At 69.6% G+C, this 13,873-nt stretch carries 13 protein-coding genes; 6 read left to right on the plus strand and 7 right to left on the minus strand.

What is annotated here, in order from left to right; all coding sequences use genetic code 11:
• The coding region (locus G6O69_RS37675; RefSeq protein ID WP_176397347.1) for a hypothetical protein at positions 1 to 361 on the plus strand (361 nt) is incomplete at its 5' end.
• Between the two features lie 86 nt (positions 362 to 447).
• Here G6O69_RS37675 and G6O69_RS37680 read toward each other — a convergent pair.
• Entirely contained in the window at positions 448 to 1,431 is a 984-nt protein-coding gene (locus G6O69_RS37680) for a hypothetical protein (protein WP_176397348.1), read from the minus strand.
• 150 nt (positions 1,432 to 1,581) lie between these two features.
• Between G6O69_RS37680 and G6O69_RS37685 the strand changes: the two genes are divergently transcribed.
• Both G6O69_RS37685 and G6O69_RS37690 read left to right on the plus strand, forming a co-directional pair.
• Positions 1,582 to 2,121, plus strand: coding sequence for an alpha/beta hydrolase (locus tag G6O69_RS37685; protein WP_172302481.1), 540 nt, complete (start codon positions 1,582 to 1,584; stop codon positions 2,119 to 2,121).
• A gap of 266 nt (positions 2,122 to 2,387) precedes the next feature.
• Positions 2,388 to 3,632: a hypothetical protein gene (locus G6O69_RS37690; protein ID WP_176396649.1), complete on the plus strand. Its 1,245-nt coding sequence runs from the start codon at positions 2,388 to 2,390 to the stop codon at positions 3,630 to 3,632.
• 4 nt (positions 3,633 to 3,636) lie between these two features.
• On the opposite strand, the gene G6O69_RS37695 is transcribed toward G6O69_RS37690, so the two are convergent.
• Entirely contained in the window at positions 3,637 to 4,212 is a 576-nt protein-coding gene (locus G6O69_RS37695; RefSeq protein WP_255215710.1) for a 3'-5' exonuclease, read from the minus strand.
• A gap of 23 nt (positions 4,213 to 4,235) precedes the next feature.
• Here G6O69_RS37695 and G6O69_RS37700 point away from each other — a divergent pair, with 23 nt between their 5' ends.
• Positions 4,236 to 4,958, plus strand: coding sequence for a hypothetical protein (locus tag G6O69_RS37700; protein WP_172302479.1), 723 nt, complete (start codon positions 4,236 to 4,238; stop codon positions 4,956 to 4,958).
• Positions 4,959 to 5,164: 206 nt separating this feature from the next.
• Complete coding sequence (locus tag G6O69_RS37705) at positions 5,165 to 5,758, plus strand: cytochrome P460 family protein (RefSeq protein WP_172302478.1); 594 nt, start codon at positions 5,165 to 5,167, stop codon at positions 5,756 to 5,758.
• A 37-nt stretch (positions 5,759 to 5,795) separates the two neighbouring features.
• On the opposite strand, the gene G6O69_RS37710 is transcribed toward G6O69_RS37705, so the two are convergent.
• Positions 5,796 to 6,731, minus strand: a complete 936-nt coding sequence (locus G6O69_RS37710) for a ribonuclease Z (RefSeq protein ID WP_172302477.1) — start codon at positions 6,729 to 6,731, stop codon at positions 5,796 to 5,798.
• A 93-nt stretch (positions 6,732 to 6,824) separates the two neighbouring features.
• Between G6O69_RS37710 and G6O69_RS37715 the strand changes: the two genes are divergently transcribed.
• Positions 6,825 to 8,291 carry a dihydrolipoyl dehydrogenase gene (locus tag G6O69_RS37715; RefSeq protein ID WP_172302476.1) on the plus strand — a complete coding sequence of 489 codons (1,467 nt, stop codon included), beginning with the start codon at positions 6,825 to 6,827 and terminating at the stop codon, positions 8,289 to 8,291.
• Positions 8,292 to 8,309: 18 nt separating this feature from the next.
• Here G6O69_RS37715 and G6O69_RS37720 read toward each other — a convergent pair whose 3' ends face one another.
• The 4 genes from G6O69_RS37720 to nhaC all read right to left on the minus strand — a co-directional run bounded on the left by G6O69_RS37720 (position 8,310) and on the right by nhaC (position 13,806).
• Complete coding sequence (locus G6O69_RS37720) at positions 8,310 to 8,873, minus strand: hypothetical protein (RefSeq protein ID WP_172302475.1); 564 nt, start codon at positions 8,871 to 8,873, stop codon at positions 8,310 to 8,312.
• A gap of 298 nt (positions 8,874 to 9,171) precedes the next feature.
• Entirely contained in the window at positions 9,172 to 11,097 is a 1,926-nt protein-coding gene (locus G6O69_RS37725; protein WP_172302474.1) for a DUF255 domain-containing protein, read from the minus strand.
• The gene (locus tag G6O69_RS37730; RefSeq protein ID WP_172302473.1) at positions 11,094 to 12,221 is read right to left on the minus strand and encodes a ferritin-like domain-containing protein; all 1,128 of its coding nucleotides are present in this window, start codon (positions 12,219 to 12,221) and stop codon (positions 11,094 to 11,096) included. The genes G6O69_RS37725 and G6O69_RS37730 overlap by 4 nt, the downstream gene beginning before the upstream one ends.
• A gap of 118 nt (positions 12,222 to 12,339) precedes the next feature.
• Positions 12,340 to 13,806: a Na+/H+ antiporter NhaC gene (gene nhaC, locus G6O69_RS37735; RefSeq protein WP_172302472.1), complete on the minus strand. Its 1,467-nt coding sequence runs from the start codon at positions 13,804 to 13,806 to the stop codon at positions 12,340 to 12,342.
• Between the last annotated feature and the right edge of the window lie 67 nt (positions 13,807 to 13,873).

Here is a 13,873-nt window from a genome sequence, read left to right on the forward strand (position 1 = left end):
TGTTCCAGACCGACATCCCGCTCACCCGGGCAACTCGGGCGGCCCGATCTTCGAATCGCCAGGGCCGCGTGGTCGGGATCGTGACCGCGGGCATCCAGTCGGCGAACAACGTCAACTATGGCATCAAGATCGACGAGGCCCTGGGAGCCTCGATCAGATCGGCTTTCACTGCCAGTGCTGGCTCTTCGTCGCGCCCAAGAACGTCGCGATATTCCTGGACGGGGAGGCCGTGGGCAGCGGGCCCAAGCTGGTGATCCCCGCGCAGGAAGGGACGCACGAGGTGTTCGCGGTCGTCGATGGCGTGATGAAGAAGTACGCGCTGAGCTGGCCCACGCACCGCGGCGTGGACTTCACGAAGTGAGCGAGCGGCCGGCGGAGCTCCCCGACGAAGCCCGCTATTCGCAGCCAGGGGGTGGACCTCGAGCACGGTCTCGAGGGTCTCTTCGATCAGCGCGCGCGGGCGTCGTCGGTCGGCAGGCCGTAGCCCACGTGGATGTGGCCCGCGGCCAGGTTGTGCTCGGCCTCGAGGTTGTAGAGCAGCCCGTGCAGGCCCAGGAAGCCCGAGAGGAAATTGCCGCTGGTCTCGTCGTTGATCTCGACGTTGGTCAGGCCGAGGGCATCGGTCGCCGCGAGGATCTCGTCGATGGGCAGCTGCGAGGGCAGCTGGACGCCCTGGCGGTACATCGAGATCCCCGCCCAGGTGCGCGGCTGGACGCTGTCTTGGGTCGGCAGGACCTCGTCTCCGTAGCCGTCGGGATACCAGTCTTCGGCGGGGCCCAGGCCGCCGTCGTGGCCGCCCTCGATCGCCTCGATCTCCCAGCCGATCTGCCCGCCGCGGCTCGTCGTGATCAGGATGACCGGCTCGTACTCGTCGACGAGCTGCCAAAAATCCAGCGATGTGTCCTGATAGTCGACCTGGAGGTCCGAGTCCTCCGAGCCGACCGCGCCGGGGTCACCGATGTTGTCGTTGGAGGGGTCGCCGTCCGGGGGGAACTCGGGAAAGAACGAATAGACGTCGTAGCCGTGGCCGTGCCAGTCCTCACCCATCCAGCCGTCGGGGTTTTGCTCGGGGTTTTGGCTCCACTGACGCAGCATCTCGTTGGTTGGCGGCCAGTAGCCCATGACCACGACGTTGTGGCGGCAGGGGTCCCCGGCGGTGTCGGACTCGGTCGAGGTGTCGGACTCGGTCGAGGTGTCGGTCTCGGTCGAGCTGCCGGTGTCCGTATCGGTGTCGGTCGAGGTGTCGGTCTCGGTCGAGCTGCCGGTGCCGGTCTCGGTCTCGGTCGATGCGCCGGCGTCGGTCTCGGTCTCGGTCTCGGTCGCTGCCGTCGTCGAGCTCTCCGTGCTGGGATCGTCCGAGCTGGGCTGAGCACACGCGGCCAGGGTCAGCGCTGTGAACGACACGAACGCGAGGCGTGAGGGGCGGTCCATCGCAGGGAGCGTAGCAGCTCGTCCATGGCAGGGTGTGAAGGGGGGGCGGTCGCGGCTGGTTGTGCTGGAGACCTGCCTGGGCGCAATTCCAGCGTCCTTCGCCCTCGCCCGGGAGCTGGATTCTTCGGCGAGGCTCGCTAACAGTCCGCGGTGGAGCCCAGCTGGCCGGAGCCCCGCGACATCCCCCACCTCTCCGCCGATCTCGGGCAGGTGATCGACGCGCTCGGCGAGGGGCGCGAGGTGGTGCTCGTGGCGCACTCGCTCGGCGGGATGATCATTCGAGACTATGCGCTCGAGCACCCCGAGGCGGTCGCGGCGATGGTCTTCGTCGATAGTGCGCACGAAAGCTACAATCAGCCGACGCAGGCCGAGGAGGACATGATCGTCGAGACGTTCTCGGCTGCCTATGGGCCGGACGATGGCGCCACGGCCGAGGCTCGCCAGCTGATCGAGGACTCTGCCCACTTCGAGGGGCTCCCGGGCTTGCCCGATGTCCCCGTGATCGTCTTGACGAGCATGAAGATCGACGCCGACCACGACGCCGAAGATCGCCAGCTGTGGTTCGAGGCGCACGAGCGCCTGGGCGAGGGGATCAGCGACTTCGAGCATGTCGTGACCGAGCAGGCGGGGCACTACATCATGCTCGAAGACCCGCAGCTGGTGCGCGCGCAGCTCTCGTCCGTGCTCTGAGGGGCGAGCAGGCAGGCGTCGGCGCCCGATGTCCGTGAACGCGGCGTCATCCGGGCGCGCGGCCCCAACTGTATCTGGGTGTCGCCATATTCACGGAGATGGCGCTGATGCCCTCATCCGAATCATGCGAGGCAAACTCGTCAATCGATGACATGAGCATATGCCGGAATGCACGCTTGACGGGGGTGGTGAGTGCAGACATACACTAATGAATGACAAGTGACGATCGGGGCGCGAGTTTCTCCCAGCGGAACACCTCATATGTCATGACACTCGCATGCGGTGTCATGGTGTGTCTGGCCGGATGTCCGCAAGAAGATGACGAAGGAGACGCGGGCGCCGATGAGAACGGGGCGACGGAGACGGCCGGTGACATGGGCACGGGCGGCCCGGATACGGACGGCCTCGACAGCGCAGACGACACGACGGCGGGCGAGACGACGGCGGGCGACTCGACGGACTCGACGGACTCCACGGACTCGACCGATGGTGACGCGACGGAGGGCGAGACGACGGCGGGCGACTCGACGGACGGCGACTCGACCGACACGGAGACCGACGCCGCCTCGGAGACTGACACGGAGACCGACACCACGGATGGTGGGCTGGTGCTCGAGCTCCCCGAGCTGTCCTGCGCCGAGGCCGTCCAGATCCCGGCGGGCCTGTCCTTTCACCTCACCCACGCCGAGTGCGCGAACAACAGCTGTGCCTGGAGCTACGATCCCGTGGGCGCCGAGATCACCGGTATCGAGGGCAGCTACGACCTCGAGACCGGCGCCTTCGAGTGGACCGTGAGCTACGACCCGGCGCACTGGCGGGTCTCGACCACCGTGGTCGGTCAGGGCACCATCGACGAGCAGGGGGACGAGAGCTCGAGCTACACGTCCACGACCCTCGACATCCTCGACGCCGAGATCGTCGAGAGCGTGGTGACCACGCGCACCGGATGCAGCCTGACGCGAACGACCACGGACGCGGCCCAATTCGAGTACGTGCTGGCCGGCGAATTCGGCGAGAACTTCGTCTACACCGAGGGCCAGATGCCCGAGCTGTTCACCAACGCGACCTCCCCCGAGAACGCCACCGGCACGCGCACGCCCGAGGGGCTCGTCGCAGAGAACTTCATCTACGACCACCCCGGCGAGGACGAGTTCGACTGGTGGGGCTACGACCAACAGCTCAGCGGCGACGCCGACGGCAACCGCGTGGTCGACTTTCACCAGTTCGAGAGCTTGTACTGGGACCGCGATGGCATCTGCGACTGGGACATCAGCGGGACCCAGAGCTGCACCATGGTCGAAGTCGACAGCGTCGACTGGGGCGGCTTGGCCGAGTGGACCGTGGACTACGCTGGCAACGGCACGGGGGTGTTCTCGGCGTGGTTCTACGATCAGCCGACCATGACCTGGAACCCCAAGGAGTGCCCGATCACCTTCGAGTCGTGGGCCTGTCACTACGACTGCCCCGGCGGGCCGACGAACAACAGCTGTCAGTATTTCCTCGCCAAGTGAGTGCTCAGCCGGGGATCACCTGCGCGCCCACGGCGTAGGGCAAGATCCGCGCGATGTTGCGGGCGTCGTCGATGCCCCGGTGATGCGTCCCCTCGAGCGGCAAGCCCAAGCGGCGCAGGGCCCCGGCCATGCCAAAGCGCTTCGTGGTGCCCACGGCCGCGCTGAAGGCCTCCTTGATGTTGAGGTGCTGACCGCGAAAGGGCAGCTTCACCCCGTGAAAGGCCGCGTCTTGGCGGAACTGCATGTGGTCGTACTTGCCCCACGAGGCAAACACGGCCTCACTTCCGGCCATGAACTCGCGCAGCTCGGTGAGCACCGCCGGAAAGGTCTGCGCCGCGTCGACCTCGGCCTGGGTGATCGAGGTCAGCCGCGTGCAAAAGGGCGTGAGCTTCGGGTGACGCAGCGGCCGAACGAAGCGCTGGAACTCGGCGATCGGCTCGAAGATCTCCCCATCCACGAGCACGGCGCCGATCTCGATGATCTCCATCTCCCGCTTGGGCACGGCCCCCTTGTCGTCACAGGTCGCCTCGAGATCGATCACGAGATAGTCGCGCGCGTGCATGTTGTCTGCTTTTCTCATGCCCTTCAGACTAATGGCGTTCGATGACCACGCCCGGACAAGAAAAAGGACAAACCAGCCCTCGCGCCGGCTTTGACTGGGGGGACTACGTCGACCGCCTCGTCGCCGAGCGGGGCTCGCTGGCGGCGGCGGCTGCCCACCTCGCGCAGCGCCGCGGCTTCAGCGAGGACCTGCCCAGCGTCGAGCGCGGGCTCCGGCGCCTACGCGGGCGTGGCAGCAAGGACGGCGGCGTGTGGGGCCAGCGAGCGCTGCGCTGCTTCGGCCTGCCCGCCGCGGTCGACGACCGCGTGCGCTGGATGGGCCAGTACCACACCCGCTTCAGCGACCTCCCGACATCGCTGGGCCAGGAGCTGCTCGAGCCCTGGGACCGACCGCCCGTGAGCGAGAGCCCCGCGCGGATCTGGCTGCTGCTCGGGCGGGTCAACCTGGCGCTGCGCCGCCGCGCCGATCCCTGCGGCCTGCTCGAGCAAGCCGCCGTGCTCGAAGCCCAGGCCGAGCCGGCTGCGCGCATCGAGCTCGCGCTGGTCCAGGCCTTCGTCTGGTCCAAGCCCGGCGCGGACGAGCGCCTGGCAGAGGCGAGCGCCGCCCTCGCCCGCGCGGGCGCGCTGCTCGAAGAACGCCGCGCCGAGCTCGACGCCGACGACTACGCCTGCCTGTTCGCGCGCTGGATCGACCAGGGGGCCTACCGGCTCAACAAGCCGCGGCAGGGGCTCCCGGATCACCGAGGCGCCGCCGCGCTCTACTAGCCGCCCCCTCGCGCTGAGCGGCGCGGTTCGACAACGTCTGGCGGTCGTGATCCCGTAGGCCTCGCACGAGGCCACGCATGACGATCCCCCGCTGGAACCCTCCCGTCACTCTGTCTCCCCGCGTGAATGGCCATTCTCTGGGGGGGCGGCGGGGCGCCGAGGCGACGCGCGCGTAACACTCGCGGGCGCCCGGGAGTTGGGCTGCCATGCGCTCTTCACTCGCGTGCTTCGTCTGTCCACGCTCTCCCGCCTCGATCGTGGCGCTGTGCCTGTGCCTGGCTGCGGGCGCTTGCGTTGGGGAGGGGGCCAGGGATGGGGATGAGGGCGAGGGCGGGAGCGCGGATGAAGGCGTCGACGAGAGCGGCGGCGAGCCGGGGGAGCCCGACGCCGCCGCCTTGGTCGACCAGGCCCTCGGCTACCCGGACTTCGAGCGCATCAACGCGGCCCCTTTCGCCAGCCAGCACGGCCTCGCGGCCAGCGTGAACGTCTGGGTGCCCGCGCAGTACGCCGACGCCTACCGGGCCATCGATCCCGACGATGCCGAGGCGACGGCGGACTTCCCTGCGGGGGCGATGATCGTCAAGGAGCACCTCGACGACATGGGCGAGGCCGTGGGCGTGACGATCATGGTCAAGGCCGAGGCCGGCTACGACCCGGAACACGACGACTGGTGGTGGGGCAACGCCGACCTCGAGGGCAACATCAGCGACGCCGGCGTGGTCGGCTACTGCGTGAGCTGTCACGAGCCGCGGGCCGCGGCCGACTGGCTGTTCGGCGTGGCGCCGGCGGATCAGCTCTGAGGCCGAGACCCCCGGTGTGTTGGCTCAGCCTGTGGATTCAGTCGGGGCGCAGGCGCTTGGGCACGGGGAGCACGTCGAAGTCGCGCGCGGCGACGACCTCGCCGTCGAAGACCTCGCGGGCCTGCTCCAAGAAGGGCGCCGTGCGATCGTAGCGCCGCGAGAAGTGGGTCAGGACGAGCAGTCGGGCGCCAGCTTGGGCGGCGATCTCACCGGCCTGGCGCGCGGTCAGGTGGCCGTTGTCCTTGGCCCGCTGGATGTCCTCGTCGAGGTAGGTGGACTCGCAGATCAGCATGTCGGCCCCGGCGGCGAGCTCGAAGGCGTTTTGGCACAGCCGCGTGTCCATGACGAAGGCGACGACCTGGCCGCGGCGGGGCAGGGCGACGTCGTCGAGGGTGACGACGCGGCCCTCGATCTCGACCTGGCCGTCGATCTGCAGCTGCTTGATGATCGGCCCGCGCAGCCCGGCCTCGCGCAGCTTCTCGGGCTGCATGGTCCAGCCGGCGTGCTCCTCGAGGCGGTAGCCGTAGGTGGGCACGCCGTGGCTGAGCGGGAGCACGCGCAAGCTGACGCCGCGCCCGGCCTGCTCGTGGCGCCAGATCTCGCCGGGCTCGCGGATCGGGTTGCTGTGGACCTCGGCGCGGTCGTGGTAGATCGAGGCCCGCCGCAGGCGGCGGTAGTACTTGTCGCCGGAGGCCGGGTAGTAGACGTTGACGGGGTGGGGGCAGCCGTCGAGGGAGAGCAGCTGGGAGATCCCTGCGAGGCCCAGGCAGTGGTCGCCGTGGAAGTGCGTGATGCAGATCTTGGTGATGTCCGTGGACGACACGCCGGCGTGGATCAGCTGGCGCTGGGTCCCTTCGCCGGGATCGAAGAGCAGGCCCTCGCCATCCCAGCGCAGCAGGTAGCCGTTGTGGTTTCGGTAGCGCGTGGGTACCTGGCTAGCGGTACCGAGGACGACGAGCTCGCGGACGGACATGGAGGGCCGCGAGCATAACCGCTCGTCGGCGAGAGGCCAGCCCCGCGGGCGCGCGGCGTATCTTTTCTCGCCGCATGGACGTAGGCTTGAACAATGATCGAAACGAAGCGCGAGGTCGATGTCGCAATCATCGGGGCGGGCTCGGCGGGCCTGGTGGCGCGCCGCCAGGCCCTCGCCAACGGCGCCAAGCGGGTGTTGCTGATCGAGGGCGGCCCCTATGGCACGACCTGCGCGCGCGTCGGCTGCATGCCTTCCAAGCTGCTGATCGCCGCGGCAGAGGCGGCCCACGGGGCGCAAAAGGCGGGGGTGTTCGGGGTCGAGGCCGAGGTTCGCGTGGACGGCGAGGCGGTGATGGCCCGGGTCCGCCGCGAGCGCGATCACTTCGCTGGCGGCGTTGTCGAGTCGACCGAGGCGCTGCCCGAGGATCAGAAGCTGCGCGGCTGGGCGCGCTTCGTCGGGCCGAAGAGCCTGGTCGTCGAGGGCCTCGACGGCGAGGGCGAGACCCACGTCGACGCCGAGGTGATCGTCATCGCGGCCGGCTCGGCGCCCTGGGTGCCGCCGCCGCTGCGCGACCTCGGTGATCGCCTGCTGAGCAACGAGAACATCTTCGAGCTCGCAACCATCCCGCGCTCGCTGGCCGTGGTCGGCACGGGGGTGATCGGCCTCGAGCTCGGCCAGGCCATGGCCCGGCTGGGCGCGCGCACGCGGGTCTTCGACGTTGCGACGCGCATGCCCCTGGTCAAGAGCGAGCCGATGCAGGCCGAGGTCCGCAGGTGCTTCGAGGCGCGCCTGGATCTCGACTTGGGCGTCGAGGACATCGCCGGCGAGCGGATCGAGCTCGAGGGCGGCGGCGCGGGGGTGCGCCTGAGCTGGACCGACGCCGAGGGCAACGCGCACAGCGACGAGTTCGAGTACGTGCTCGCGGCTACGGGTCGCCGGCCGCAGCTCGAGCGCCTGCAGCTCGCCGAGGCGGGGATCGAGCTCGACGATCGCGGCGCGCCGCTCGGCCTCGACGAGCGCACCGGGCAGATCGGCGAGCACCCGATCTTCATGGCCGGCGACGTCACCGGCACGCGGCCGCTGCTCCACGAGGCCGCTGCCGAGGGGCGGATCGCGGGCATCAACGCGGGGCGCTGGCCCGACGTCCGTGCGCAGCCGCGCTACGTCTCGCTGGGCGTGCTGTTTTGCGATCCCCAGGTCGCGGTCGTCGGCGAGATCCCCGAGGAGGGCGAGGGCGAGTGGTGGGAGGCCGGCGAGGTCAGCTTCGGCAACCAGGGCCGGGCCCGGGTCATGGCCAAGAACTGCGGGCGGGCGAGGATCTACGCGTCGCACAAGTGCGGGACGCTGATCGCGGCCGAGCTCGTCGGGCCGCAGGTCGAGCACCTCGCTCACCTGCTGGCCTGGGCGATCGAGGAGAAGGTCACCGCTCAGCGGGCGCTGGCCTTGCCCTACTACCACCCGGTGCTCGAGGAGGGGCTGCGCACGGCGATCCAGAGGCTGGCGCGCAAGCTCAAGCTGGTCGCCAAGCCCCACGCCCTGGACTGCGGCCCCGGGGTCTGAGCGCCCGCGCGCGGCCGCTCAGCGGTCCATGAATTCGAAGCGGTAGCGGCAGCCGAGCTTGTTGTCGGCTGCGCCCTCGATCCGCTGGGGATCGAGGCGGCGATCCGTGATCAGCTCGAAGAGCCTGTGGACGTAGCCCATGGCCGAGTACTCGAGGGAGATATGCCAGCGCGAGGGGCCCTCGATCGCGACCACGAAGCCGTTCTCGGTCTCCTCGGTCGTGAACTGGCCCTCGTCGCTGTAGACCCGCCACAGCCGCGTGGTCAGGGGCTGGAGCTTGACCTGGCCACGCCGCGCGCTGTCGAGCAAGTGCGCGTAGGGGCCCTCGGTCAGCGCCCAGTCGGCGGACTGATAGCCCAAGGTCCAGTAGGCGCGCTCGTTGCCCTCGTAGAACATCTCGAGCAGCAGGGCCTGGAGGCCGACGTAGTCGTCGAATTCCAGCAGGCTCGTCGGGGTGATCAGTCGGCGCAGCGAAGGCTGCCGCTCTCGCAGCGTCGCCTCGAAGCGCTCCCAGGCCTCCTCACCGAAACGCTCACGGATGAGCGTCCGCCGACCAGCGTAGATGGTGCCTTTGATGAACAAGCTTCGTCCTCTTGGCCAGCCTAGTCCAAGCGGACTTGGTCGCCAATGGCTGGATTCGAACATTTCGAATCGCGAGCAGTGCCAAATGGATCACTGCTCCAACGACCGATGGCCCACATGTGTTCGACGTCATTTCGCATACTCGGACAGCCGAACTGCGGATAAATATGGATGTGGGCGCGGGCGCGCGAGGGGCTGTCAGACTCGCGACCAGGGGGTCGTTTGCGGGTGAGTTCAGAGTCGAGACAATTTGCGTGAATTGCGCAAATGTAGTGTTGGGCGGCGAGCGGGCGCGGGCTCAAGGCGAGGAGAAGAATGCCTCGGCCTCGGCGGCGAGGGTGTCCGGGTCGCGCAGCGGTCGCGAGCACGCGCGATCGCTACATAGGTAGACGGCGGGCGCCCCCGTGTCGGGGTAGCGGACGCCCGGCGAGCTGCGCTCGACGGTGGCGCGCGGCTCGTAGATCCCCAGCGCGGCCCGCCACAGCGCGTCGGTGCGCGGATCATCGGCCTCGCCGACGACGCTGAGGTCGAAGCGCGGGCCTGCGAGCTGCTCGAGGGCGATCAGGTAGTCGCCGACGAGCTTGCTGCGCGCGGCGAGGTGCTCGGGGCCCAGGGCGAGCAAGGTCGCGCGGGCGAGGTCGAGCCAGGGGGAGGGCTGCTCGTCCGCCCGAGCGTCGAGCGCCGCCAGCTCGATCAAGAAGCGGGCGGCGCGGGCGTTCTCGGGCAGGGGCTTGCGGCGCTGAGCGAACACGCCGATGGCCTGGGGATCTTCGCCGTGGGCGTAGAAGCCACCGTCGGCGGCCGCGAGCACGTCGACCATGGCCGCGGCGAGCTCGCGGGCGGCGTCGAGCCAGCGCGCCTCGCCGGTCACGCGGTGTAGGCCGAGCAGGGCGAGCCCGACCGCGCTCTGATCCCCCAGGTGTAGCTGGGCGTCGTCGACCGGCGCGCCCGCGTCTGCGCCAACATCTGCGCCAACATCTGCGTGGGTGAAGGCGCCCGCGGGGGTGCGGTGGGTAGCGAGCAGGCGCTCGCCAGCGCGGACGGCCGCGGCTCGCAGGTCCTCGTCGGGCGCGGCGCGGTCGAGCTCGGTGAGCGCGTGGATGATCAGCCCGTTGAGGTCGGCATAGATCGCGGTGTCGATCCGCGGCTGGCCCAGGGCCCGGCGGCTGGCGTCGTCGAGGGCGTAGAATTCATCGCCGTGGATGTCCTCGCCGTCGTGGCGGCGGAGGTCGGCGTCCTGGCTCGAGTAGAACCCGCCTCGGGGGTCTTGCATGCGCTCGAGCAGGTAGCGGGTGAGCTCGCGGGCGTCGGCGAGCCAGCGTGGGTCGCCGGTGACCATGGCGGCGTGGGCGTAGTTCTCCACGCCGCCGGCCTGGACCATGGCGATCTTCTCGAAGTGGGGGCGATCCCAGACCCCGCGCAGGGAGTACTGATACATGCCGCCCCACACGGGGTCGATCAGCGCGCGCTCGGCCGCGAGGGTGGCCAGGGCGCGCTCGCGCCAGCGCGCTTCATCGGGCTGGTCTGGGCGCAGGCGCGCGCGCAGCAGGGCGTAGTCGATGGGCCCGGGCCAGGGGTACTTCTGCTTGCGACCCCAGCCGAGGCCCTCGGGGTCGAAGAGGCCGTCGAGGTTGGCGGCCACGCGAAGGCGCAGCGACTCGAGGTCCTGGTCTTCGATGGACGCGGGCTCGTCCCCATTTTGATCCCCATTCTCATCAAAGCGACGCAGCTCTCCGGCCTCGTGCTCCGCGACCAGGGTGCGCAAGAGCGCGGCGAATCGCTCGGGCTCGCGGTAGCCACGGAGGTTGATGGCCGGCTCGGCCGCGGGCGAGAGGATCGCGGTCGCCGGCCAGCCCCAGCGACGGTAGCGCTCGAGCAGATCCGGGCGCGCGTCCGAGTCGACGCGGATGATCACGAAGTGCGCGCGCAAGAGCGCCTGAACCTCGGGGTCGCGGTAGGTGGTGGTCTCCATGACGTGGCACCAGTGGCACCACTGCGCGACGACGTTGATGAGGATCAGGCGATCCTCGTCGGCAGCTCGCTCGAAGCTCGCGGGGTCCCAGGCCGACCAGGCCAGCTCGCCTGGCGCGGCCTCGGCGGGCGCCTCGGCCTGGCCCCGGTCGCGCTGGGCCGAGCAGGCGAGGGCGCACGCGAGCGTGCACAGGCCGAGCGCCCTCGCAAGCCGGTTTGTTCGCCCAGCCACGCGCACGAGATCCGCGCTCAAGACATCCGCGGCTGGTGAGGGTGGAACACCCGAAAGGGCTGAAACACAGGCGGCGGCGGGCTGCTCGGCGAGGCGAAGAGCGAGTCGAAGTGCGAGCGCCGGGGCGCGAGCTCGGCCGCCTCGAGCAGGGCGTCGGCGAACACCTGAGTCATGGTCTCGGCGATGCTGGGGGCGGGCGGACCGAGGGGCTCGGGCACACACGCCAGCGCGCTGCCGCGCTCGCGCAGCTTGGCGATGGCGTCGCGCTGGGCCGCGTCCACGTGCGCGCGCTCGTCCTCGTCGAGCTGCTCGCGCAGCCACTCGTGCAGATCCCAGGCGAGCTGACCGTGGCGCAGCTCGTCGGCGGCGAGGCGGGCGAACACCCGACGCAGCGCGCGGTGTTGAGCCTGGCGGGCGAAGCTGGCCGTGAGCAGGGCAGAGAAGGACTCGTGCACGCAGCCCTCGACGGCGTTGTGCGTGGCGACCTCGACCAAGGTGGGCTGCGCCCGGGGGGTGGTGGTGGGCGTGGGGACTCGTGCCCCACGCAGCTCGGCGAGGGCGTGGATCCAGCGGGCGTGGTTGCGCTCGTCCTCGGCCGCGGCGCGGCAGCGCGCGATGAGCTCGTCTGGCGCGTCCCATGACTCGAGCTGGGCCGCGAGCTCCTCGAAGGCGTGGATCGAGGCCGCCTCGAGGTAGGCCATGGCCGCGAGGCTCTCGCCGAGGGCGTCCACGCAGTCGGGGTCTCCGCCCTCGACGTGACCGAGGGGTCGACGGCCCTTGCAGTAGTACTCGATGCCGACGCCCTCGCAGACGACTCGCCCTGGCTCGCTGGTGGTGTCGGTGTCCTGACCGTCCGCGCCCTCTTCGGGCAGGGTCAGGGTGCAGCGCTCGACCTCGAAGGCCCTCCAGCCACGAAGCTCGGCGTAGACCGACTCACAGACGGTCTCGCAGCGGATCGTGTCTCGGCTGGTCTGCTCCGTGTCGCCGCCCTCGATCAGGGAGGCGATCAGCTCGTCGAGCTCTTCGGCGCTCACCTCTTCGTCGAGGTCGAAGTCTTCCTCTGGCGGATCACAGTTCCAGGTGGTCGGGCAGCCGGAGAGGGGCAGGAGGGCGAGGGCAGTGACAACGGCATGACGCATCTCCATCACTCGAAGGTTAGCGTGGAAGTGACTCGGTGCCGTATCAAATGTGGTCGTGATTAAAATCTGCGCGCTCAATTGCGAGAACGTCGAAAACCTACCGCTCACGTCACGGTGTGATGGGTCATTCGGCCCCGGGTGTTTTTGCCTCGTCCTCACCCGCACCCTGACCGGAGATCGGCGTGGACGCGATCGTCCAGCCCGTGAAGCCGAGCAACACACCGATGATCGGGTTGAGCAGGTTGAGGAAGCACCACGGCAGGTAGGCCAAGGTCGCGACGCCCAAGGTGCTGCTCATGAACGCGCCGCAGGTGTTCCAGGGGATCAGCGGCGAGGTGATCGTGCCGCCGTCCTCGAGGGCGCGCGAGAGGTTCTTGGGGTGTAGCCCGCGCGCGGCGTACTCGTGGGCGTACATGCGCCCGGGGACGACGACGGCGAGGTACTGATCCGCGGCGAGCACGTTGATGCCGATCGCCGTGAGGATCGTGGCGGCGATCAGCGAGCCGGTGCTCTTGGCCGCGGCCAGGGTCTTGCTCGCCAGCGCGCGAAGCTGCCCGGTGTGTTCCATAATGCCCCCAAAGGACATCGCGCAGAGCACGAGTAACACCGTACCCGCCATGCTGTTCATGCCCCCGCGCGCGAGCAGCTCGTCGACGGCGGCCGAGCCGGTGTCGGGCTGGTAGCCGTTCATGGCCGCGCCGAGCACGTCGGCGGCGCTGGCCCCCATGATCCAGGCCATCACGCCCCCGAGCAGCGCGCCGGTCAACAGCGTGGGCAGGGCCGGAAATTTGTAGGCGACCATCAGCGCGACGACGGCCGGGACGGCGAGGTGGATCAGCCCGGGGTCGAAGGTCTCGTCGATCAGCGTGGTGATCTCGGCTACCGACTCGGCGCTGGCGCTGCCCTCGAGGCCGAGGCCGATCAGGGTGTAGGCGAGCATCGCGATCACCCACGCGGGCCCCGTGGTCCACAGCATGTGGCGGATGTGCACGAAGAGCTCGGTCCCGGCCATGGCGGGGGCGAGGTTGGTGGTGTCGGACATCGGCGAGAGCTTGTCGCCAAAGTAGGCCCCGCTGATCACCGCGCCGGCGGTCATCGCCGGGTCGATGCCCATGGCCTCGCCGACGCCGATCAGCGCCAGGCCCACGGTCCCCGCCGTCGACCACGACGAGCCCGAGACCAGGCTGACGATCGAGCACACCGCGCAGCTCGCCGGCAGGAACCACTGCGGCGAGAGCAGCTCGAGGCCCCAGGCGATCAGCGCGGGCACGATGCCGGCGGCCAACCACGTGCCCATGAGCATGCCGATGATTAGCAAAATCAAGATCGCCCCCATGGCCAGGCCGATGGCCTTGAGGATCCCGGCCTGGAGCGCCTCCCACTCGTAGCCGTGGGCCCAGGCGACGAGCCCGGCCACGCAGGCGCCGAGGATCAGCGGGATGTGACCCGAGCCGTCGAGCACGACGATGGTCACGAAGAGCAGACCGATGAGCGCGAGCACGGGGACCAGCGCCCAGATGAAGGGGATCGGCGTCACGCCGGGCTCCGGCGTCGCGCTGCGTGGCTGCTCTTCTTGCACGGATCCGCCCATTTCATGACGAGAATGGCGGTTTGGGGGCGGTCTTGTCCAGCGCGCCGACGCGGGCGCCACGGTGGCC

The sequence above is a fragment of the Pseudenhygromyxa sp. WMMC2535 genome (assembly GCF_011083025.2).

Bases quoted from the DNA above. Each gene is read 5' to 3' on its own strand.
- G6O69_RS37705 (WP_172302478.1), top strand. From the start codon at position 5,165: ATGCGCTCTTCACTCGCGTGCTTCGTCTGTCCACGCTCTCCCGCCTCG.
- G6O69_RS37700 (WP_172302479.1), top strand. From the start codon at position 4,236: ATGACCACGCCCGGACAAGAAAAAGGACAAACCAGCCCTCGCGCCGGC.
- G6O69_RS37690 (WP_176396649.1), top strand. From the start codon at position 2,388: ATGACACTCGCATGCGGTGTCATGGTGTGTCTGGCCGGATGTCCGCAA.
- G6O69_RS37710 (WP_172302477.1), bottom strand. From the start codon at position 6,731: ATGTCCGTCCGCGAGCTCGTCGTCCTCGGTACCGCTAGCCAGGTACCC.
- G6O69_RS37715 (WP_172302476.1), top strand. From the start codon at position 6,825: ATGATCGAAACGAAGCGCGAGGTCGATGTCGCAATCATCGGGGCGGGC.
- G6O69_RS37680 (WP_176397348.1), bottom strand. From the start codon at position 1,431: ATGGACCGCCCCTCACGCCTCGCGTTCGTGTCGTTCACAGCGCTGACC.
- nhaC (WP_172302472.1), bottom strand. From the start codon at position 13,806: ATGGGCGGATCCGTGCAAGAAGAGCAGCCACGCAGCGCGACGCCGGAG.
- G6O69_RS37695 (WP_255215710.1), bottom strand. From the start codon at position 4,212: ATGAGAAAAGCAGACAACATGCACGCGCGCGACTATCTCGTGATCGAT.
- G6O69_RS37730 (WP_172302473.1), bottom strand. From the start codon at position 12,221: ATGGAGATGCGTCATGCCGTTGTCACTGCCCTCGCCCTCCTGCCCCTC.